Source organism: Sphingomonas sp. RIT328, from assembly GCF_000632225.1.
Classification (GTDB): Bacteria; Pseudomonadota; Alphaproteobacteria; order Sphingomonadales; family Sphingomonadaceae; genus Sphingomonas; species Sphingomonas kyungheensis.
On the sequence record NZ_JFYV01000045.1, the window covers coordinates 1 to 22500 of the forward strand.

Sequence of the window (22500 nt, forward strand, 5' to 3'; positions counted from 1 at the left end):
CGTCACCGCTGCGCGGCGCCCCCTCCCCGCCCCGGGGAGGAGATTTACGCCGCCGCCTTCGCCCGCGCCGCGAAGCTCTTGCGCAGCTTCTGCAACTTCGGCGGGATCACCGCCATGCAATAGGGGTTCGACCGGCCCGAGGTCTCCCAATAATCCTGGTGGTAATCCTCCGCCGGATACCAGGTCGACATCGGCTCGATCGTGGTGACGATCGGCTTGGCCGAGTCCGCCTGCGCGCGCTCGATCGCGGCACGCATCTCGCTCTCCTGCGTCTCGTCCGCCGGGAACATCGCCGAACGATATTGCGTGCCGACGTCATTGCCCTGACGGTTGAGCTGCGTCGGATCGTGCGTCGCGAAGAAGATGTCGAGCAGGTCGCCGAGCTGCAATTGCGCCGGATCATAGCCGATGCGGATCGCCTCGGCATGGCCGGTGTCGCCGCCGCACACCTGGCGATAGGTCGGATCGGGCACCGACCCGCCGATATAGCCGCTCTCGACGCTCTCGACGCCGATCACGTCCTTGAACACCGCCTCGGTACACCAGAAGCAGCCGCCGGCCAGCGTCACATAGTCTGTCATCACAGTCTCCTTTGCGCCGATGTAGGAACGCGGTAGGGCGCGCGGAAGACGGGAGACAGACGATGGCGTTGCAGAACGGGTTGAACGGCAAGGTGATGGTGACCGGCGGCGCCGGCTATATCGGCAGCCACGCGGTGCTGGCGCTGCTCGACGCGGGCTATGAGGTCGTCGTCGTCGACAATCTCGTCACCGGCTTCGACTGGGCGGTCGATCCGCGCGCCACCCTGGTCACCGCGGCGATCGAGGACGAGGCGGTCGTCCGCGCCACGATCCGCGATCATCAAGTGCGCGCGATCATGCACTTCGCCGGATCGGTGGTGGTGCCCGAATCGGTCAGCGACCCGCTCAAATATTATCGCAACAACACCGCCGCGACGCGCAGCCTGCTCGAAAGCGCGGTGGTCGAGGGTGTGCCGCACTTCATCTTCTCCTCGACCGCGGCGACCTATGGCACGCCGGTCAAGGTGCCGGTGCAGGAGAACGACCCGACCGTGCCGATCAACCCCTATGGCATGTCGAAGCTGATGACCGAGGCGATGCTGCGCGACGTCGCCGCGGCGCATCCGATCAACTATTGCGCCTTGCGCTATTTCAACGTCGCCGGGGCCGATCCGCAGGGGCGTAGCGGCCAGTCGACGGTCGGCGCGACGCACCTCATCAAGATCGCGGTCGAGGCGGCGACCGGCAAGCGCGCCGCGGTGTCGGTGTTCGGCACCGATTTCGACACGCCCGACGGCACCGGCGTGCGCGACTATATCCATGTCAGCGATCTGGCCGCGGCGCATGTCTCGGCGCTCGAACTGCTCGTCGCCGAGCCGAGCAAGAGCCACACGCTCAACGCCGGCTATAACCGCGGCTTCTCGGTCAACGAGGTGCTCGATGCGGTCGACCGCGTCACCAACATGACGATCGAGCGCCGCTACGAAGGCCGCCGCGCCGGCGACCCCGCCGCGCTCGTCGCCGACAACGCCGCGATCCTTGCCGCGCTGCCGTGGCGGCCCGAGCGCGACGATCTGGAGACGATCGTCAAGGACGCATTGGCCTGGGAACGCAAGCTGGCCGAACGGGGGTAAGACGCCCGCTACGGCTCGGGGCGGTTGCGGGCGGCGAGTGGTTCGCGCGCAAATCGGCTCGGTCGGAGTTTGGTTCGCGCGGAGGCGCGGAGGACGCAGAGGCGCGGAGATGTCGCGCCTGCGTCCGCCGCGGCCCGTCCCGACAGGCAGCCCTTTACACAAGCCTCCTCACCGCCCCGGCGAAGGCCGGGGCCCAGTTGGGCAAGCCGGTAAGTTATCACGAAGCTTCACCCAACTAGACCCCGGCCTCCGCCGGGGTGGTTCGTGAGGAGGCAAGGTGCTGGCCACCCCGGACGTTTGAAGACAGATCCTTCGGAATAGTCACTCCGACCATCCAAAGCACCAGTATTCCCGCGAAGGCGGAAATCCAGTGGCCAAGCAGAACAACCGCTTGCGGCTCAGAAAATTGACTGCCTCCCGGCGTCGCTGGAGCCGTGATCATCTGCGACAAAGACCTAACAACCGCGTCGAGACAGCGCACCCAAACCCCCTCCCGCGCACCATCTCTGCGTCCTCCGCGCCTCCGCGCGACCCCAAACACCCGTTCCACCTGCCGCACCGGCAAAGACAGCACGATCCCGACCCCGAATAGGACCACCCCCACCACAAGCCCCGCACAACAAACCGGAACCACACCCCCCTGTCCTACCCCGCCGGTATCCGGTAGCGACACGGCCGCAACACCCGCTCTGTCTCATCGTCGAAGCCAAAGAAACGGAAACGATCACCCCGGATCGTTTCCATCGAGGTGTTCACCTTGTCCATGTTGCCCCAATCCGGCCACAGTCACCGCTCGCCGCCGATCGCCACCCGTGCCTTCGCCGTCGCGGTCCACCAGCCGAGCGCCCACAAGGTGCCAAAGCTCCACCCCGCGATCACGTCGCTCGGCCAGTGGACGCCGAGATAGACGCGGCTGCACCCGATCGCGCCGACCAGCAGCACCGCGACGGCGAGCAGATAGCGGCGCGCGGCGCGGTCCGGCGTCACCTGCCCGGCGAGCGACGCCAGCGTCAGATAGACCACCGCGCTCGACGTCGCATGGCCGCTCGGGAAGCTGTAGCCGCTCGCATCGACCAGATGCGGCACCAGATCGGGGCGCGCGCGCAGCACCACGCCCTTGACCGCGTCGACCACCCAGCCGCCGGTCAGGCTGGCGAGCGCGGTGGCGAGCGCGGTCAGCCACAGCCGCTGGATCAGCAGGAAGCCCGCGACGATCACGACGATCACCGTCAGCACCACGCCGCCGCCGAGCGCGGTGATGTCGCCCGCCACCTTGGGCAGCCAGGCCGGGCCATGCCAGGCGCGCGCGCCGACGATGATCGCGCGATCGAAGGCGAAGGGATAGCGGCTGGTGGCGAAGGCGCCGATCAGCAGGATCAGCAGCCCGACCGCGATCAGCGCAAGACCGGCGAGCAGCGGCGGCAGGCGGCGGCCGCCCGAAGGATGAGGATCGGTCATAGACCGACCCGAACGTGCGATCGCGCGCGCGGTGCCGTCAAGCGGTGGCGGCGGCAAGCCCGTGGCGGCGGCCGTAGCCGAGATAGACGAGCAGGCCGATCGCATTCCAGCCGAGGAAGCGGACCAGCGTCGCCTGCGGCAGGCTGACGAGCAGATAGACGCAGCCGAGCACCGCCAGACTGCCGACGACGAACGGCGCCGGGCAGCGGAACAGCCGCGGCTGCGCCGGCGCGGTCCGCCGCAGCACCATCATGCACGCCGCCACCGCGATGAAGGCGAGCAGGGTGCCGGCATTGGCGAGCTCGGCGATCTCGTCGAGGCGGAAGAACCCCGCGACCAGCGCGATCGACACGCCGGTCAGCAGCGTGATCCGCGCCGGCGCGCCGGTCCGCGGGCTGAGCGTCGCGAGACTGCGGGGCAGCAGGCCGTCACGCGCCATGACGAAGAAGATGCGGCTCTGCCCGTACATCATCACCAGGATCACCGACGGCAGCGCGATTACCGCGGCGAGCGCGATCAGATGGGCGGCGAACGGCCGGTCGAGCGAGCGCAGCACCAGCGCCAGCGGCTCGCTCGAATGGGCGAGCGCGGTGAACGGCAGCGCCCCGACCGCGGCGACCGCGACCGCCATATAGATCAGCGTGCACGCGAGCATCGACCCGACGATGCCGATCGTCAGGTCCCGCCCCGGGTTCTTCGCCTCCTCGGCGGAGGTCGCGACCGCGTCGAACCCGTAGAAGGCGAAGAAGACGATCGCGGCGGCCGCCATCACCCCGCGCTTGGGGCCGCCGCTCTCCACCGAGGCGAAGCCATAGGGCATGAACGGGTGGAGGTGATCGGCGTTGAACGCGGGCAGCGCGAAGCCGACGAACACCGCCAGCGCGACCAGCTTGATCACCACCAGCAGGATGTTGAGCGTCGCGCTCTCGCGCGTGCCGAGCAGCAGCAGCCCCATCACGCCGAGCGCGACCAGCACCGCGGGCAGGTTGATCAGCCCGCCGCCATGCGGCCCGGCGAGGAGGAGCGCGGGAAGGTGCACTCTCGCCGATTCGATCCAGCCGACCAGATAGCCCGCCCAGCCGACCGCGACGGTCGAACAGGCGAGCGAATATTCGAGGATCAGGCTCCATCCGACCACCCAGGCCACCGTCTCGCCGAGCGCGGCATAGCTGAACGTATAGGCGCTGCCCGCCGCGGGGATCATCGTCGCCAGCTCGGCATAAGCGAGCGCGGCGCAGGCGCAGACCGCACCGGCGATCGCAAAGGCGAGGATCACCGCGGGTCCCGCGCGCTCCGCCCCGACGCCGGTCAGCGTATAGATGCCGGTGCCGACGATCGCCCCCACCCCCAGTGCGATGAGATGCGGCCACGACAGCGTCTTGGCGAGCGCCTGCCCCGCCTGCTGGCGGACGACGGCGTCGAGGGATTTGCGCGGGCCGAGCATGAGCGATCCTCTCCTGTTATGATGATGGCACCTAGCTGGCGCCGAATTGCTCCCGCAGGTCGGCGAGCGTCGCGCCGATATGCGCGGCGAGCAGGGCTTCGAGCCGCGCGCCGTCGCGGGCCAGGAACGCATCGAGCAGCGCGCGATGCTCCTGATGCGCGCGCGCGTCGCGCCCGGCGGGGGCGAGATGCGCGACGACATAGCGTTCGGCGAGGATCGACAGCCGCTCGACCAGTTGCGTGGTGAGCAGCCGGTCGCCCGGTCGCACCAGCGCGACGTGGAACTCGCGGTTGCGGATCGCCACCGCGGCGAGGTTGCTGCCCGCGGCGCAATCGAGCCGCTCGAACGCCTGCACCGCCGCGTCGCGCCCCGGCGGTCCGGCGACCTGCGCGGCATAGGCCGCGGCGGCGGGTTCGATCGCGAGGCGCAGCGCGTAGATCTCCTCCGCCTGCCCGGCGCAGAGGGCGCGCACCATATAGCCGCGATTGGCCTGGCTGGTCAGCAGCCCTTCCTGCTGCAACCGGCCGAGCGCCTCGCGCAGCGGGATCTTGCTGACGCCCAGCTCGGCGGCGAGCGCGTCCTGACGCAGCGGCGTCTCGGTCGGCAGCTCGCCGGTGATGATCCGTTCGCGGATGATCTCGAACACGCGTTCGGACAGGGTGCGGATGACGATGCTCATCGCGGCGCCGGCGGCAGCGCGATCATGTCACCTGGAAACCTGCCCAGAAGGTGTCGGCGCGGTCGATCCAGATCGTGTTGAAGCCGGTGGCGATCGCCGACCCCTCGATCGACGGGATGATCGCCGGCGTGTCGCCGAGCCGCGTCTCTGCCTCGACCCGCCCGGTAAAGCGGCTGCCGATATAGCTTTCGTGGACGAACCGGTCCCCGACGGCGAGCCGGCCGCCGGCATGGAGATGCGCGAGCCGCGCCGAGGTGCCGGTGCCGCACGGCGACCGGTCGATCGCCTTGTCGCCGTAGAAGACCGCGTTGCGCCCGTCGGCGCCCGCGCCGCGCGGTGCGTCCGCCCACAGCACGTGGCTGACGCCGCGGATCGTCGGATCGAGCGGATGGACCGGCTCGAACGCCTCCCGCACCGCCGCGCGCACCCGCCGGCTGAGCGCGATGATCCGGTCGGCGCCGAGGTCATCGAGCCCGGCATAGCCCCCCTGCGGCTCGACGATCGCATAATAATTGCCGCCATAGGCGACGTCGATCGACAGCGGCCCGATCCCCTCGACATCGATCTTGATGCCCTGCGCCGCGACATAGGAGGGCACGTTGGTGATGCGCACCGCGGTCACCTTCTCGCCCGCCGTCTCATAGGCGATGTCGATCACCCCGGCGGGCACCTCGACGCGCAGTCGCCCCGGCGTCGCCGGCTGGATCAGCCCGTGTTCGAGCCCGAAGGTGACGATGCCGATCGTGCCGTGACCACACATCGGCAGGCAGCCGCTCGTCTCGATGAACAGGATGCCGATATCGGCGTCGGGCAGCGTCGGCGGATAGAGGAAGCCGCCCGACATCATGTCGTGCCCGCGCGGTTCGAAGCACAGGCCGGTGCGGATCCAGTCGAAGCGCGCCAGGAAATCCTGGCGCCGCTCCGACATCGACTGCCCGCGCAGCAGCGGTGCACCGCCGGCGACGAGGCGGACGGGATTGCCCGCGGTGTGGCCGTCGATGCAAAAGAAGGTGTGGCGCACCGCTCCGGCTCAGGCCGCCGCGGCGACGTCGAGCGACGGCCGCGTCGCCGCCGCCTGTTCGACCATCGCGATCACCTCGGCCCGGCGCGCGCCTTCCAGCACGTAACGCGGCGGCAGCACGCGCTCCGACCCGCGGCCCATCACCTGCTCGGCAAGCTTGATCGACTGGACCAGATCATGTTCGGCATCGAGGTGGAGCAGCGGCATGAACCAGCGATAGATTTCCATCGCCTTGGCATGATCGCCGCGCTCGAACGCGCGCACCAGCTCGACCGATTCGCGCGGAAAGGCGTTGGTCAGGCCGGACACCCAGCCCTGCGCACCGAGATACAAGCCTTCGAGCGCGACGTCGTCGAGCCCGGCGAACAGCACGTAGCGGTCGCCGAATGCGTTGCGGAAGTCGGTGAAACGCCGCGTGTCGGGCGCGCTTTCCTTGACCGCGACGATGTTCTTGACCGGCACGAGGGCGCTCAGCACCGCTTGGTCGATCACCGTCCGATAGGCGGGCGGATTGTTGTAGAGCATGATCGGCAGGCCGGTCTGGTCGGCGACGCCCTTGAAATGGTTCACCAGCTCATGCGGCTTGGGAACATAGACCATCGGCGGCAGCAGCATCAGCCCGTCCGCCCCCGCCTTCTCGGCGGCCTGCGCGTAACGGACGGCGCGGCGGGTGTCGTATTCCGACACGCCGGTGACCACCGGAACGCGCCCCGCCACCGCTTCGACGATCGCGCTCAGCGTCGTCACCTTCTCGTCGAAATCGAGCGAGTTATTCTCTCCGACGGTACCCAGCGCGATCACCCCGGTCACGCCGTCCTTGACGAGATCGTCGACGACGCGCTGCGTATCGGCCAGATCGATCGAAAGGTCCTCGCGCACCTGAGTCGTCACCGCGGGGAAGACCCCTTTCCACCCGATCGTCATCTAACAGCGTCCTTTATCATTCGTGGAATATCGTATACCAAAGTTGCGGAGCGCGGCAAGGACAAGATGATGCAACGACAAGTCGCGGTGATCGGCGGGGGCGTGGTGGGGCTGGCGAGCGCGGTGCGGCTCGCCCGCGACGGTCATCGCGTCACCGTGTTCGATCATGATGATTCGCGACAAGCGCCGTCGTGGAACAACGCCGGCCATATCGCGATCGAGCAGGTCGAGCCGCTCGCCTCGCCCGCCTCGGTGCGCAGCGCGTGGCGGCGGCGTTTCGCGGCGGGCGGCGCGCTCGACCTGCCGCCGGCGATGGCGCGCGACTGGGTCGCCTTCCTGCCGCGCTATCTCGCCGCGAGCCGCCCGTCGCGCTTCCGCCACGGCAGCGCGGCGCTCGGCAGCCTGCTCGCCACCGCGATGCCGGCATGGCGACGGCTCGCCGCCTCGCTCGACACGCACGGCCTGCTGCGCGAGGACGGGCATCTCGTCGCCTGGTGCGATGCGCGCGCGGCGCAGGCCGGCGCCGCGGCGTGGCGACGGGCCGAAACCGGAGCGGTGACGGTCGCCGACGCCGGTGCCGAAGACCGCACCCGCATCGCCGCGGTCTGCGCGGTGCCGATCGCAGGCGCGGTCCGCTTCACCGGCAGCGGCCAGATCGCCGACCTCTCCACGCTCGCCGATGCGCTCGAAGCCGCGCTCGAAAGCGCCGGCGGACGGATCGTCCGCGCCGCCGCGAACGTCGCCGTCCGTGATGGCCGGGCGACGATCGTCGGCCATGACGCCGACCTGGTGCTGGTCGCGGCGGGGATCGGCAGCGCGCCGCTGCTCGCCGCCGCCGGCGAGCCGGCACCGCTGATCGCCGAGCGCGGCTATCATATCCGTGCCGCCGCCGATCACTGGCCCGCCGATTGTCCGCCGATCGTCTTCGAGGAACGCTCGATGATCGTCACCCGCTACGCCGATCGCGTCCAGGCGTCGGGCTTCGTCGAATTCGGCAATGCCGCCGCGCCGCCCGATCCGCGCAAATGGCAGCGGCTCGAAGCGCAGGTCCGGGCGCTCGGGCTGGCGATGGCACCGCCGTTCAGCCGCTGGATGGGCGCCCGCCCGACCCTGCCCGATTATCTGCCGGCGATCGGCCGTTCGAAGCGCGTCGCCAATCTGGTCTACGCCTTCGGCCACCAGCATCTCGGCTTGACGCTCGCCGCGACGACGGGCGAGATCGTCGCCGCGCTGATCGCGGATCGCCCCGCGCCGGTCGATTGCGCGCCCTTTTCCCTCGAACGTTTCGGAGCAAGACGATGACCATCGGCGGATCGACCGCAGCGGCGGAGCTCGCCACCCTTTCTGTCTGGTCCGATCCCGCGCCGGTGATCGGGGCGGGCGAGCGCAGCGATCGACTTGCCCGCGCCCGCGCGCTGACCGCCGAACAGGGCGCCGATGCGCTGCTCGTCACCGCCGGCGCCTCGCTGCGCTACTTCACCGGCGTCGGCTGGTCGCCGACCGAGCGGCTGGTCGCGCTGCTGCTGCCGGTCGACGGCGAACCGATCGTGATCTGCCCGGCGTTCGAACGCGGCTCGCTGCTCGCCGAGCTCGAGATCGCCGCCGATCTGCGGCTGTGGGAAGAGGATGAGGATCCGCACGCGCTGGTCGTCCAGGCCTTGCCGGCGGGCGCGACGCTCGCGCTCGACCCGCTGTTGCCGTATGCGGCGGCGCGGCGGCTCGGCACCCGGCTCGTGCTTCAGGACGGGGCGACGATCATCGATGCGTTGCGGATGATCAAATCGCCCGCCGAGCTCGCGCTGATGGCCCAGGCCAAGGCGATGACGCTCGAAGTCCAGCGCCGCGCCGCGCGCATCCTCGCCCCCGGCATCCGGGCCAGCGAAGTGAAGCGCTTCATCGACGACGCGCATCGCGCGCTCGGCGCGCCGGGATCGACCTTCTGTGCGGTGCAATTCGGCACCGCCACCGCCTTTCCGCATGGCCTGCCCGGCGATCAGCTGCTCGCCGAAGACCAATTGGTGCTGGTCGACACCGGCTGCGCGATCCACGGCTATCAGTCGGACATCACCCGCACCTATGCCTTCGGCCGCGTCGACGACGATATCCGCGCGACCTGGGCGCTGGAGAAGGAGGCGCAGGCCGCGGCCTTCGCCGCCGTGCGGCCCGGCGTGCCATGCGAGGCGGTCGACGCGGCGGCGCGGCGCGTGCTGGAGGGAGCGGGGCTCGGACCCGACTATCGCCTGCCCGGGCTGCCGCATCGCACCGGCCACGGCATCGGCCTGTCGATCCACGAACCCGCCTATCTGGTCCGCGGCGATACCACGCCGCTGGCACCCGGCATGTGCTTCTCCAACGAGCCGATGATCGTCGTGCCCGACCGCTACGGCATCCGCCTGGAGGATCATTTCCACGTCACCGCCGACGGTGCGGCGTGGTTCACCGAACCGCAGCCGTCGATCGACCGCCCGTTCGATTGAGATGACGGCGTGATCCTGCAACGCCGGGCAGGATCACGCCAGCCGTTCGACGGCTCTTATTTCTCCTCGTCGGGATACGGCCCCTTGCCGCCGGCCGCGATGAACGCGTCGATCCGCCGGTCGAGTTCGGGCATCGGCACCGACCCGAGCGCCAGCACCGTGTCGTGGAAGGCCCGGATGTTGAAGCGCGGACCGAGCGCCGTCTCCGCCCGCCGCCGCGCCGCCTGGATCGCCAGTTCGCCGGTATAATAGCTCAGCGCCTGCCCCGGCCAGGCGATGTAGCGATCGACCTCGGTCTCGATCTCATGGTCGGCGAGTGCGGTATTGTCGCGCAGATAGGCCTGCGCCCGCTCGCGGCTCCAGCCCATCGCGTGGATACCGGTATCGACGACCAGCCGCGCGGCGCGCCACGACTGGTAGCTCAGCATGCCGAACAGGTCATAGGGGGTCTCATACATCCCCATCTCCTCGCCCAGCGCCTCGCAATAGAGCGCCCAGCCCTCGCCATAGACGGACAGATAGGTGTCGCGGCGGAAGGCGGGCAGGTCATGGTTCTCCGCCGCCAGCGGCATCTGGAAGGCATGGCCGGGCGCGCTTTCGTGCAGCGTCAGCGCCGGCAACGCGTAGAGCGCGCGCGACGGCAGGTCGTAGGTATTGACCAGATAGACACCCGGCCCGCCGCGACCGCTGGTATAGAAAGGCGCCAGATCGGCCGGCACCGGCTTGATCGCGAAGCGGGCGCGCGGCAGCCGCCCGAAATAGCGCGCCGCCTTGCCGTCGAACGTCTTGGCGATCCACGCGGCGCGATCGAGCAACGCTTGCGGCGTCTTGGCATAGAAGCGCGGATCATGGCGCAGCATCGCAAGGAAGGCCGGCAGATCACCGGTGAAGCCGACCGTCGTCATCACCTGCTGCATCCGCGCCCGGATGCGCGCCACCTCGGCAAGGCCGATCGCGTGGACCTGCTCGGGCGTCTGGCCGAGCGTCGTATATTCGGCGACCTTCGACTGATAATAGGCCTTGCCGTCCGGCAGGTCGTAGGCGGCGAGCCCGATGCGCGCACGGGGAATGTAATCGTCGCGCAGGAACGCGAGCAGGCGCTGGTGCGCCGGCACCACCGCGTCGCGGATCACCTTCAACGCCTCGGCCCGCAACGCCGCCTGCTGCGCCGCGGGCATGGTCGCCGGCATCGTCCGGAACGGCGTGAAGAAGGGCGATCCCTCGCCGGCGCCCGCCGTCACGACCTGCGCGACGCCGATGTCGCGGCCGGTCAGCGTCACCCGCGGCGGCGTGAAGCCGCGCGCCAGTCCGGCGCGCATATTGGCGATATTCTGGTCAAAGTAGCGCGGCACGTCGCGCAGCATCGCCAGATAGCGCGTGTAATCCGCCGGCCGCGAAAAAGGCTCACGCGCCTGATCGGCAAGATCGCTCCAGAAGCTCGAGTCGGAGGTGAGCGGCTTCTCATAGTCACGGAAGCGCTGCTCGGCGAGCAAGGCGCGGATCTGCGCGGCATAGACACCATAGTCGAGCCGCGCCGCCGGCGACAGATCGTCACGCCGGATCGCCGCGAGCGCCGCCGCCGTCTGCGTCCAGCGGGCGAGTTTGGCCGCCTGCGCCGCCGGGCCGACGTCGGGGAGGCCGCGAACGCTGTCCTTGTCATCGTCCTCGCTCGGCGGCTGTTGCAGTTTCCGCCAATTATATTCCCCGGTGTAGAGCGCGCGTAGCCGGGCATCTGCGTTCCCGGCGGGCGCTGCTGGGGCCGGGGCAGGCGCGATGAGCAGCGCCGCGGCGAGGATCAGCGCCACCGTCATGCCGCCCCCCCGATCGCCATGATCTCGGCATGAAGCGCCGCGGGCACCACCACCCCCTCGGCCAGGCTGCGCGCCCGGGCGGCATAGCGGCGCGCCGAGGGCAGACGCGCGCCCTGCGCCTCGATCGCGGCGAACATCGCCTCGGCCCGGGCGAGATGCGCCGCGGTCTCCTCGCCGAGGAAGCCGGCGGGATCGATCGCGACGATCAGCTCGCCGCCGATCGGCGAACCGCCGCGGCCGCCGTCGCGCGCCAGCGATTCGCGGCTGGTCATATCGCCGATCAGAGGTCCGGCGAGCAGCTCGACCATCGCCGCCAGCGCCGACCCCTTGTGGCCGCCGAAGGTGCGCATCGCGCCGTCCAGCACCGCCTTGGCATCGGTGGTCGGCGCACCCTCGGCGTCATAGCCCCAATCCTCCGGTACCGGCAGCCCGGCGCGGCGGTGCAATTCGATTTCGCCACGCGCGACGACGCTGGTCGCGAAGTCGAAGACGAACGGCGCCTGCCCCGGTCGCGGCCAGCCGAAGGCGATCGGGTTGGTGCCGAACACCGGCTTGGTGCCGCCCGCCGGCGCCACCCAGGCGTGCGACGGCGTGACCGCAAGCGCGACGAGCCCCTGTTCCGCCAGCGCCTCGACCTCCGGCCACAGCGCCGCGAAATGCACGACATGGTTGAGCGCCAGCGCGGCGATACCATGCGTGCGCGCCGCCTCGACCAGCACCGGCAGCCCGTGTGCGAAGGCGAGCTGCGCGAAACCGCCGCCACCGTCGACGCGGACCAGCGCCTTGCCCGGACGGCTGACCACCGGCCGCGCGTCGGGCACGACGACGCCGGCGCGCACGCTCGCCGCGGCGACGAGCAGGCGGTAGATGCCGTGGCTGGCACAGCCGTCGCGTTCGCCCGCGACCATCGTCTCCGCCACCGCGTCGGCATGATCCGCGGCGAGACCGACCGCCTTGAGCTTCGCCTGCGCCAGCGCGCGCAGCGCGGCGAGCGTCATCGTGATTCCGGAGTCGGTCACAGCGTCTCTCCCGGCTTGGCGGTGTAGATGCGCAGGCCGAATACCGGCCCCGCACTGCTGCCGTTATGCGGCACGACGCGGATGCGGACCTTGCTCTTGCCGCGGGTCAGCGGTTCGGGAAGCGGATAGACGACGTCGAAGAAGCGCCCCGGATGATCGTTGGCGAGATGCTGTGTCGCCACCCTGACATTGTCGACGAGCAGGTCGAAGTCGCGCGGCCGTTCGTCGCCCCAATAAGTCGCCTGGAGCAGCAGCGGCCCCGGCCGCACCGCCATCGTGCATTCGAACCAGCCGCCCGAGCGGGCATCGCGCCCCGCCCGGCCGCGGTAGGTGAGCGGATAGGAGAGTTCGCTGGTCAGGCCGTGGTCGCGCTCGGGCTGCATCTCGCCAAGGTGCATGACGTCGACCGACCGTGCGGCGATATCGCGCAGCCGCGCCTGTTCGGCGGTGAACGCCGCCTCCTCGCGCCGCCATTCGGCATCGTCGAAGCGCCGGAAATAGACGGCGCTGCGGCGACGATATTGGCGGTAGAAGGGGACGATGTCGCGGTCCCCCGGTCGCAAAATGCCGCGCGTCGCGTAGCGCGCCGCCGTAGCATCGGTGGCGACGATGCCGGCGAGCAGATCGCTGCCGACCAACGCCGGGTCCGCCTGCGCCCACGGCGTCGTCGCCGGGCCGAGGTCGGCGGCAAGCACAAGCGGCCCTCGCACCAGCGCGACGGTGCGCGGATCGCCCGGCGCCGGCTCGAGCCGCAGGGCGAGCGGGAGTTCGATCGCGATCCGGTCGCCCGCGCGCCAGTGCCGCGTCACGATCGCATAGCCGCGGGCGCGGACGGGCGTTACCGCGGCGCCGTTGACGGTGACGCGCGCGCCCTCCCCCGCCCAGGCCGGGATGCGCAGCGCCACCGGGAAGCGCCCGGCGCGCAGCTTGGCGAAGGTCAGCGTCGCTTCGCCCTCGAACGGATAGCGCGTCGCCAGCGACACGGTCGCGCCGCGCGCCGCCCAGTCGGCATCGGCGGCGGTGTAGAGGTTGACGTAGAAGGTGCCGTCCGTCCCCTCCCAGAAGACGGAATCGCCATGTTTCGCGTGGCTCTCCATCCCCGATCCGACGCAGCACCAGAAGGCATCGTCGGCGGTGGTCGAATAGTCACGCGCCACGCCGCTCATCAGCGGCGTCATATAGGTGAAGCCACCCGTCGCCGGGTCCTGCTGCGCAAGCACATGATTGAGGTGCGCACGCTCGTAATAATCGAACAGGGCGCCGTCCGGCTGCCACGACCATAGCTGCCGAGTCAGCTTGAGCATGTTGTACGTGTTGCAATGTTCGCACGTCTGTTCGGTGATGTGATCGGCGATGGTGTCCGGCGCGGTGAAATATTCGCGGTCGGCGTTGCCGCCGATGACATAGGAATGATGCGCGGTCACCGCGTTCCAGAAGGTGCGCGCCGCAGCCGCCGCGGCGGGATCGCCCGCCACCTCGTACAGCCGGGCGAGGCCGATCAGCTTGGGCACCTGCGTATTGGCATGGAGGTTGGCGAGCCGATCCTCTCCGCGCGCGAGCGGATCGAGCACCGTGTCGTCATGGATCAGCCGCGCCATGCGCAGCCAGCGGGCATCGCCGGTGCGCGCATGGAGCTCGGCATAGCTTTCGTTGAGGCCGCCATATTCGCAGCCGAGCACCGTCTGCACCTGCGCCGGGGTCAGTGCCGCGAAGACGCCGGCGATATAGCCGGCGAGCCCCTCCGCCACGCCGAGTGCGCGCGGATCCCCCCAGGTCTGATGGACGTCGAGCAGCCCGGCGAGCCACTTATGGACGGTGTACAGCGGTGACCAGGAGCCGTTGAGATCGAACCCGCCCGAGGTGATCTCGCCACGCCGGATCTCGGCGAAGATCACTTCGCCATCGACGATCGTGCCGTCCTTGGTCTTGCGGCCGAGCGCGCCGACATAGCCGGTGCCGCGCGTCGCCTGTGCCAGCGCCAGCTCGCCGACGATATAGTCGGCGCGGCGGTGCAGCTCGGCATCGTGCGTCTGCTGCCAGGTGAGCGCCAGCGCGCTGAGATAATGGCCGAGCGTATGGCCGGCGATCGTATCGCTCTCCCAGCCGCCGTAGATCGCCGCCTTCGGTGGCAGTCCCGCATAGAGCCGCACGTTGTGCAACAGCCGGTCGGGGTCGAGCCGCAGCAGATAGCGGTGATTGACCGCCACCGCCGTCGCCTGATCCGACGGATGCAGGCGGATCGCGGCCAGCGGCAAAGGGCGGGCCTGCGCCATGGGGGTCGGCATCGCCGCGGCGAACGTCCTGCCGGCGAACGACAGTGCCGCGGTCCCCATCATCACCTCACGCCGCGACACCATCGCCCGCTCCTTCCGACTTATCGTATACGATGGATATAGGAAATTTGCCAGCGACGCCAGACGGATATTGTATACCTTATTATTGACATGTATCGCTTGCTCGAATCAGCGACAGAAAGTTGCGATGAAAGGGGCGTCAGAATGACTAAATTGCCTACCGCATTACGTGTGTCCGCGGGTCTTGCCGCGCTCGCCTGCGCGCTCGTCAGCCACGCGGCGTCTGCGCAGATCGCCCCGGTACCGCAGGCCGATACCGGCGCCGCGACGCTGACCGACAAGCCCGATGCGGAGGCGAGCGAAGAGGTGGTGGTGACCGGCACCCGCATCCGCCGCCCCGATCTGATCAGCAACAGCCCGCTGACCACCGTCAACGCCCAGGAGCTCGCGCTGCAGGGCGCGACCAATGTCGAAAACGTCCTCAACCGGTTGCCGCAGTTCACCGCCGACGCCAACGAGAACGTCTCGAACGGGTCCGACGGCACTGCGAACGTCAACCTCCGCAATCTTGGCGCGAGCCGCGTGCTGACGCTGATCAACGGCCAGCGCATGCTGCCGACCCAGGCGATCGACATCAATTTCGTCCCCTCGGCGGTCGTCGAGCGCATCGACGTCGCGACCGGCGGCGCCTCCGCGGTCTACGGCTCCGACGCGCTGTCGGGCGTGGTCAATTTCATCCTGCGCGACAAACTCGACGGCGTCCGCCTCGACGTCCAGTCGAGCGTCGCCGATCACACCAACGACAACAGCTTCCTGCGCTCGATCATCGGCGCGCGCGGCTATAGCAACGCGCCCGAACATGTCCGCGACGGCGGCAAGCAGGACGTCAACGCCGCGGTCGGCAAGACCTTCCTCGACGGGCGGCTCAACATCACCGCTTATGCGGGCTATCGCCATACCGATCCGGTGCTGCAATCGACCCGCGACGTGTCGGCCTGTGCGCTCAACAGCGCATCCACCACCTTCACCTGCGGCGGGTCGAGCAACACGCCTTATGGCACCTTCACCCCGCTCGCCGGTCCGGCCGCGGGACAGAAGCTGACCAACAGCATCGACGGCAGCCGCACCTGGGTTCCCTATGTCAGCTCCGTCTATGCCTATAATTACGCGCCGCTGAACTATATCCAGCGCGCCGACGACCGCTACAATGCCGGCGCCTTCCTGCACCTCAAGATCGCCCCCGCCGCGGAAATCTACGGCAGCTTCATGTATATGAAGGACAAGAGCTTCTCGCAGGTCGCTCCCTCGGCGCTCTATTTCGGGCAGACCTATACGGTCACCTGCAACAACCCGCTGCTCAGCGCCAGCCAGGCGCAGACGCTGTGCGGCACTGCCGCCGGCACAGCGGCGACGCAGAACACGCTGATCGGCTACCGGCTCAGCGGCACCGGCGCGCTGCCACGGCGCGACAGCCTGCAACATGAGGATTTCCGGTCGATGGTCGGCGTCCGCGGCGATCTCGGCAGCGGGTTCCATTATGACGCCAGCGTACTGCGCTCGGTCGCGCATTACGACGAGACCTATCTGAACGACGTCAGCGTCGCCAAGGCGCAGCGCGCGCTGCTCGCCGTGCCCGACGGCAAGGGCGGTGCCGTCTGCCAGTCGGTGCTCGACGGAACGGATACGGCATGCGTTCCGGTCAACGTCTTCCAGGCCAATGCGATCACCAGCGCCGCGGCCAATTACCTCTACGCCCCCAAGTCGACGCAGGGCCGCTATGCGCTCAGCGTCATCTCGGGCAGCGTCACCGGCGATCTCGGCGAATTCGGTATCACCAGTCCGTTCGCGCATGACGGCGTCGGCATCGTCCTCGGCGGCGAGCACCGTCGCGAGACCTTGCTGTTCACCGGAGACGAACTGGCGTTGGCGGCCGGCACGCAGAATTCGGACGGCATCATCGCGGTCAACGAAGGCTTCGGCGAAATCGAATTGCCGCTGGTGCAGGACAAGCCGTTCATCCGCGGCCTGACGCTCAACGGCGGCTTCCGCTACTCGTCCTATAAGAACCGGCAGGATTCCACCGGCTTCCGGTCGAGCTACAACGCCTTCACCTACAAGGGCGAACTCAGCTGGCAGGTGGTCGAGCCGCTGCGCCTGCGCGCCAGCTACAACCGCGCGATCCGCGCCCCCAATATCACCGAATTGTTCTCCAACCTGTCGCTCGGCAATGCCAATGCCACCGATCCCTGCGCCGGCGCGGCCCCGACCGCCTCGCTCGCCGCGTGCCAGCTCACCGGCGTCACCGCGGCGCAGTACAACAATCGCCTCGTCATCGAATGTCCGGCCGATCAGTGCACCGGCCAGTTCGGCGGCAACCGCAACCTGAAGCCCGAAAAGGCCGACACCTATACCGCCGGCGCCGTCTTCGCGCCGAACGGCGGCCGGACCCTGTCGGTCTCGCTCGATTATTATCACATCAAGGTGGAGGACTATATCGGCAGCATCGATCTCAACACGACGATCGGCCAATGCTTCTCGACCGGCAATCCCTTCTATTGCGGGCTGTTCCATCGCGACCCGCTGACCGGCTCGATCTTCGGCACCGGCTATGTCGTGTCGACGACGCTCAACACCGGCTATCTGCAGACCTCGGGCCTCGACGTCACCGGGACGGTCGTCATCCGCCTCGGCAAGTTCGGCAAGATCGCCACCGATTTCGTCGGCACCTATCTGCTCCAGCAGATCACGCAGCCGCTGCCCGGCGGCGGCACCTATGACTGCAAGGGGCTGTTCGGCTATTCGTGCGGCCAGCCCAATCCGACCTGGCGGCACAATCTGCGCGTCACCTGGAGCCCCGACGACACGGTCAGCCTGTCGGCCAACTGGCGCTACCTCGACGCCACCCGCCTGTCGTCGACGTCGAGCAACAGCTTCCTGACCGGTGATGCCGACCCGATCGACGCGCGCATCCCCGCCTACAGCTATTTCGATCTTACCGCGGCGGTCGCGATCAACGACAATCTGTCGCTGCGGCTGGGCGCGAACAATCTGCTCGACAAGAGCCCGCCGGCGCTGGCGTCGGGCGTGCTCAATCTCTTCGGCAACGGCAATACCTATCCCGGCGTCTATGATGTGCTGGGTCGGCGGATCTTCGCCGGCGCGACCATACGGTTCTAGGACGAAGGGCCCGGATGTCGATCACCCGCCTGCCCGCGCTCGGCGCGCTGTTCCTCCTCGCCGGGGCGGCACCGGCGGTGCCGGTCACGCCATTCGCGATCGGCGCGCTGCACGGTACGCTGCGCGCCGACACGCAGACGCTGGCGCAGCTCTCCCCCGCCGGCGAGCCGGCCTTCAGCTTCGTGCCGACCGCGCGCGAGGCGGAGCGGTCGGGGGATGGCTATAATCACGTCGGGGATCTCGACCTGCGGCTGCGCGTCGCGGGCGGGACGTGGCGCGACTTCGGCTCGGCGCATCGCCGCCGGCCGATCGTCGCGCTGCCGACGCCGCGCGGCACGATCGCCGCGGCGGACATCACCGCGACGATGGGCGACGGCATGCCGCTCCTCGTCGAGCGCCGCTGGCAGATCGATCGCGGCGCGCTCGCCCTGCGCTTCCGGCTGACCAACCGCAGCGCGGCCGCGGTCGAGATCGGCGGGCTCGGCATGCCGATGGCCTTCGACAATATCATCACCGGACGCGACCTCGATCAGGCGCATGCGCAGGCGAGCTTCGCCGATCCCTATATCGGCCGCGACGCCGGTTATCTCCAGGTGACCCGGCTCAACGGCCAGGGTCCGGCGCTGCTCGTCCTGCCCGGCCGCGATACGCCGTTCGAGGCCTATGCCCCGCTCGCCGATGCCGCGCATGCGCCGGCGGACGCGGTGTTCACCGAAAAGACGCGCCGCGAACAGACGTTCGAGGGCTTTTACGACTGGCTCGTCCACTCGCGCGGGTTCGCCGAGCGCGAATGGCGCAACGCCGGTGGGCAATGGAATGCGCCGACCAGCCGCCTGCTCGCGCCGGGTGCGTCGCTGGAGGTCGGCGTCCGCTTCGTCGCCGCGCCGACGATCCGCGGCATCGAACCGACGCTGATCGCGCAGCGCCGCCCGGTCGCGATCGGCCTGCCCGGCTATGTCGTGCCGACCGAACAGAGCGCCAGCCTGTTCGTCCGCGCGCCGTCGCGCCTCACCGGCTTCGACAGCAGCCCGGCGGACGCGCTCGCCGTCCGGCGCGCGGGCAGCATCCACGGCTGGACGCGGCTGGCGATCCGCAGCCATGGCTATGGCCCGGCGCGGCTGACGCTCCATTATGCCGACGGGCAGCAGCAGACGGTCAGCTATTACGTCACCCGGCCGCTCGACACGACGATGGCGGCGCTCGGCCGGTTTGCGACGACGCGGCAATGGTATGAGGGCAAAGGCGATCCGTTCGGCCGCTCGCCCGCGATCCTCACCTATGACCACGAGGCGCAGCGGATCGTCGATGTCGAACCGCGCGTGTGGATCGCCGGGATGAGCGACGAGGGCGGCGCGGGCAGCTGGGTCGCGGCGATGATGAAGCAGCTCGATCATCCCGATGCGGCCGAGGTCGCCAAGCTCGAGCGGCTCGTCGACGAAACAGTGGTCGGCCGCTTGCAGGTCGCCGACGGGCCGCATCGCGGCGGCGTGCGCAAGAGCCTGTTCTATTACGATCCCGCCCGCTTCCCGACGCTGTATCGCGATCCGGCGGCGTGGAAGAGCTGGACGGCGTGGGATGCCAAACAGGCCGGCGATCTCGGCCGATCGTACAATTATCCGCATGTCGCGATCGGCCATTGGGTGCTCTACCGGCTGGCGCGCAACCATGTCGGCCTCGTCACGCGGCATGACTGGCGCTGGTATCTCGACTGGGCGCAGACGACGATCGTCGCGATGATGCGCGACGCGCCCTATTATACGCAATTCGGCCAGATGGAGGGCAACGTCTTCCTCGACATCCTCGCCGATCTGCGCCGCGAGGGGATGACCGCCGAAGCCGATCGGATCGAGGCGCTGATGCGCGCGCGAACCGACCATTGGGCAGGCCTGCGCTATCCGTTCGGCAGCGAGATGGCGTGGGATTCGACCGGCCAGCCCGAGGTTTACGACTGGCTGCGCCATTTCGGCTATGAGCGGCAGGCGGTGCAGACGCGTGAGGTGATCCTCGGCTATGATCCGACTCTGCCGAGCTGGGGCTATAACGGCAATGCGCGCCGCTATTGGGACTTCCTCTACGGCGGCAAGACGGCGCGGATCGAGCGGCAGATCCACCATTACGGTTCGACCAACAATGCGCTGCCGCTGTTCGATTCATTCCGCCGCGATCCCACCGATCTGCATCTGCTGCGCGTCGCCTACGGCGGGCTGATGGGTGGGGTCACCAACATCGATCGCGATGGTTTTGCCTCCGCCGCCTTCCATGCCTGGCCCGACCGGATGCAATGGGATGCGTATAGCGGCGACTATGGCATGGGCTATTTCGCGCATGCCTATGCGGTGGCGAGCTATCTGGTCGACGACCCGACCTTCGGCTGGCTCGGCTTCGGCGGCGAGGTGACACAGGCCGCCGGCAGCGTGACGATCCGGCCGCGCGACGGCGCCCGCACGCGGCTCTTCATCGCCCCCGCCGGCCAGTGGATCACGCTCGCCGCCGGTCGGATCGCCGCGGCGCGCTACGCGCCGAAGACGGGAGCGATCACGCTGACGCTCGATCCCGCCGATGCCGCCACGCCCGCCGCGCGGCTGTTCGTCGCGCGCACCACGCCGGCCGGGCGGGACTATGCCGTCGCCGGCGGCACGGCGGAACGCGGCGGCGTCACGCTGCCGCTCGCAACGACGCCGGTCGAGGTGACGCTGCGCCCGCGCTGATCAACCGCCACGCAGCAACCGCATCACCAGATCGCGGATGCGGCTGCGGCTGGCCGGCTGACCATCGAGGATGCCATGTTTGGCAGGGGGCAGGAAATGCAGCGGATGCCGCTCCGGCCGGAAGACATAATGGTCGAACCATGCCCGCCACGCCGCCCGCTCCGCCGCGGGGCGTTCGGCGATCGCGAGCATCGCCAGCAGCATCGTCGTATAAGGCGCTTCGGGACCATCGGCGAAACCGTCCCACCAGTAATTGACCAGCACGTTGACCGGATCGGTCGCCTCGACCTGATGCCACCACAATTTGGGGACATAGAGTGCATCCCCGGGTTCGAGATCGACCAGCTCGGCGCGATCCCGCCAGCGCTCGAAACGCGGGAAGCGGGTATTGCCGGGCGGGCTGCCGACCGCGAGGCCGACCGGCTGGCCGGCCATCGTATGGTCTATTGGTCCGACATATAGATCGCCGATCGCTTCCGGCGGATAGAGCGTGAAGCGGCGGCGGCCCGCTGCGACGCAGGCGACATTGTCCATCGCATCGTAATGACAGGCGACGCTGGAGGCATGCCCGATCCAAACCCGCGGCGAGACGTCGGCCGGTACGAACGGCAGCCGCACCGCCGCCGCGATCCCCGGCAGATAGGTCTCGGCCGGCAAGGATCCCATGTACAGGCTCGGCCGGTCGGCCGCCTCGGCGGTCGCGACGATGCGGGTCAGCGCGTCGCGGAACGGCACCATCTCGCGCGTGAAGTTGAACCCGGCGAGCGCCTCGTCATAGAAATAGCGCGCGCCGATCGCCGGGCGGCCGATGAACATTTCCGCCGACTGGCCGGCATCCGCCGCCGACAGTGCCGCGATCACCGCCTCTCGCCCGCCGGCGAGCATCGGCCAATGGCGTGCGACGCCGCGCAGCACGACCGGCGCCCCCGCCGCGACGACCTGCGACCGGAAGGCGGCGGGATCGGCGAGCGCCGCCGCCGGCGCCTCGGCGATCATCGCGCCGCCGCCGCGAGCCGATCGTTGTGGATCCGCCCGAGCGTGCGCAGATGCCGCACCGAAGTGGTCTGCGCATAAGCGAGTTGCAGGTCGCCCGCCCGGAACAGCGCCAGCGCCGCCTCGTCGGGCAGCGCGTGCAGCGCATCGAGGCTGATGGTGTAGAGGCCGTCGAGTTGCACGCTCTGGCCATTGTCGAACTGCATCGCGACGTCGATCGGTTCGAGCAGCCAGTGATCGAGCAGCCGCCGGATGAAGGCGTCGGTCGCGGCAAGACCCTGGTCGAGCGTGTGCAGCGCCTGCTGGACGCGCTTGAGCGCAGGCGTCGCCTCGCCGGTCGCTTCGAACAGCGCGGCGCCCTCGTCCTTTGCGAACGCGGCATGCTCGCGATCGATCACGACCTGCCCCTCGGCGATGAAGAACCCCTGTCGCTCGAGGTCCGCCGGCCGATAGTCGCGGAGCGCGCCATCCGCGCTCAGCAGATTGCGCCCAGGCTCCAGCCCCATCACCACACCGGCATAAAAGGCGCCGGTCTCGGGGTGTTTGGTGAACAGGATCGGATAATAAGGCGCCGCCTTGAGGAATTCGTCCGCGACGATCTGGGCGAAGTGGCGCGGGGTGTCGATCCGGCGCGACAGGCGCAGCGCGGCATGATCCGCGCGGTTCAACATCTGCCAGTCCGGCATCGGCCCCTCCATCACCTTGCTTTTGGTAGCGCTGCAATTCGCACGATCCGTCGCCGATGCAAAGCGACGATCACTCTTACAAATGCTTGCAAATCCACACCGGCCCATTATTGTGAGCGCTACCGTTCGAGATGGTTCCTGGCGTCGTGCCGGCG

General features: G+C 69.0%; 16 protein-coding genes. 5 read left to right on the forward strand and 11 right to left on the reverse strand.

Annotated features, from left to right (window positions below; all coding sequences use genetic code 11):
* Positions 1 to 44: 44 nt before the first annotated feature.
* Positions 45 to 581, reverse strand: coding sequence for a peptide-methionine (S)-S-oxide reductase MsrA (msrA, locus tag BW41_RS15770; protein ID WP_037535506.1), 537 nt, complete (start codon positions 579 to 581; stop codon positions 45 to 47).
* A 62-nt stretch (positions 582 to 643) separates the two neighbouring features.
* Between msrA and galE the strand changes: the two genes are divergently transcribed.
* A complete protein-coding gene (galE, locus tag BW41_RS15775; RefSeq protein WP_037535508.1) occupies positions 644 to 1654 on the forward strand; it encodes a UDP-glucose 4-epimerase GalE in 1011 nt (336 codons plus the stop codon).
* Between the two features lie 786 nt (positions 1655 to 2440).
* Here galE and BW41_RS15780 read toward each other — a convergent pair.
* Genes BW41_RS15780 through BW41_RS15800 form a run of 5 tightly spaced genes read right to left on the reverse strand, consistent with a single transcriptional unit; the run spans position 2441 to position 7180 of the window.
* Positions 2441 to 3112 (reverse strand): phosphatase PAP2 family protein, encoded by a 672-nt coding sequence (locus BW41_RS15780; protein ID WP_051583545.1) that lies wholly within the window; start codon positions 3110 to 3112, stop codon positions 2441 to 2443.
* Between the two features lie 37 nt (positions 3113 to 3149).
* Positions 3150 to 4556, reverse strand: a complete 1407-nt coding sequence (locus BW41_RS15785; protein ID WP_037535509.1) for an amino acid permease — start codon at positions 4554 to 4556, stop codon at positions 3150 to 3152.
* Between the two features lie 31 nt (positions 4557 to 4587).
* On the reverse strand, positions 4588 to 5235 hold the full coding sequence (locus BW41_RS15790) for a GntR family transcriptional regulator (protein WP_037535511.1): 648 nt from the start codon (positions 5233 to 5235) through the stop codon (positions 4588 to 4590).
* 22 nt (positions 5236 to 5257) lie between these two features.
* On the reverse strand, positions 5258 to 6256 hold the full coding sequence (locus BW41_RS15795) for a 4-hydroxyproline epimerase (protein ID WP_037535513.1): 999 nt from the start codon (positions 6254 to 6256) through the stop codon (positions 5258 to 5260).
* Between the two features lie 9 nt (positions 6257 to 6265).
* Positions 6266 to 7180 carry a dihydrodipicolinate synthase family protein gene (locus BW41_RS15800; protein ID WP_037535515.1) on the reverse strand — a complete coding sequence of 305 codons (915 nt, stop codon included), beginning with the start codon at positions 7178 to 7180 and terminating at the stop codon, positions 6266 to 6268.
* 69 nt (positions 7181 to 7249) lie between these two features.
* On the opposite strand from BW41_RS15800, the gene BW41_RS15805 reads away from it, so the two are divergent.
* Both BW41_RS15805 and BW41_RS15810 read left to right on the forward strand, forming a co-directional pair.
* Entirely contained in the window at positions 7250 to 8482 is a 1233-nt protein-coding gene (locus BW41_RS15805; protein WP_037535711.1) for an NAD(P)/FAD-dependent oxidoreductase, read from the forward strand.
* Positions 8479 to 9657 (forward strand): M24 family metallopeptidase, encoded by a 1179-nt coding sequence (locus tag BW41_RS15810; protein WP_037535517.1) that lies wholly within the window; start codon positions 8479 to 8481, stop codon positions 9655 to 9657. The genes BW41_RS15805 and BW41_RS15810 overlap by 4 nt, the downstream gene beginning before the upstream one ends.
* A 56-nt stretch (positions 9658 to 9713) precedes the next feature.
* On the opposite strand, the gene BW41_RS15815 is transcribed toward BW41_RS15810, so the two are convergent.
* Genes BW41_RS15815 through BW41_RS15825 form a run of 3 tightly spaced genes read right to left on the reverse strand, consistent with a single transcriptional unit; the run spans position 9714 to position 14844 of the window.
* Positions 9714 to 11468, reverse strand: a complete 1755-nt coding sequence (locus BW41_RS15815) for a DUF885 domain-containing protein (RefSeq protein WP_037535519.1) — start codon at positions 11466 to 11468, stop codon at positions 9714 to 9716.
* Positions 11465 to 12466 (reverse strand): Ldh family oxidoreductase, encoded by a 1002-nt coding sequence (locus BW41_RS15820; protein ID WP_037535713.1) that lies wholly within the window; start codon positions 12464 to 12466, stop codon positions 11465 to 11467. Before BW41_RS15820 ends, BW41_RS15815 begins: the two co-directional genes overlap by 4 nt.
* Before the next feature lie 17 nt (positions 12467 to 12483).
* Positions 12484 to 14844, reverse strand: coding sequence for a glycoside hydrolase family 127 protein (locus BW41_RS15825; RefSeq protein WP_037535520.1), 2361 nt, complete (start codon positions 14842 to 14844; stop codon positions 12484 to 12486).
* A 141-nt stretch (positions 14845 to 14985) separates the two neighbouring features.
* Here BW41_RS15825 and BW41_RS15830 point away from each other — a divergent pair, with 141 nt between their 5' ends.
* A complete protein-coding gene (locus tag BW41_RS15830) occupies positions 14986 to 17958 on the forward strand; it encodes a TonB-dependent receptor domain-containing protein (RefSeq protein WP_051583547.1) in 2973 nt (990 codons plus the stop codon).
* A gap of 14 nt (positions 17959 to 17972) precedes the next feature.
* Positions 17973 to 20666 (forward strand): DUF5695 domain-containing protein, encoded by a 2694-nt coding sequence (locus BW41_RS15835; protein ID WP_235199799.1) that lies wholly within the window; start codon positions 17973 to 17975, stop codon positions 20664 to 20666.
* Here BW41_RS15835 and BW41_RS15840 read toward each other — a convergent pair whose 3' ends face one another.
* Both BW41_RS15840 and BW41_RS15845 read right to left on the reverse strand, forming a co-directional pair.
* Positions 20667 to 21662 (reverse strand): cupin-like domain-containing protein, encoded by a 996-nt coding sequence (locus BW41_RS15840; RefSeq protein WP_037535524.1) that lies wholly within the window; start codon positions 21660 to 21662, stop codon positions 20667 to 20669.
* Positions 21659 to 22345 carry a SapC family protein gene (locus BW41_RS15845; protein ID WP_037535716.1) on the reverse strand — a complete coding sequence of 229 codons (687 nt, stop codon included), beginning with the start codon at positions 22343 to 22345 and terminating at the stop codon, positions 21659 to 21661. Before BW41_RS15845 ends, BW41_RS15840 begins: the two co-directional genes overlap by 4 nt.
* Between the last annotated feature and the right edge of the window lie 155 nt (positions 22346 to 22500).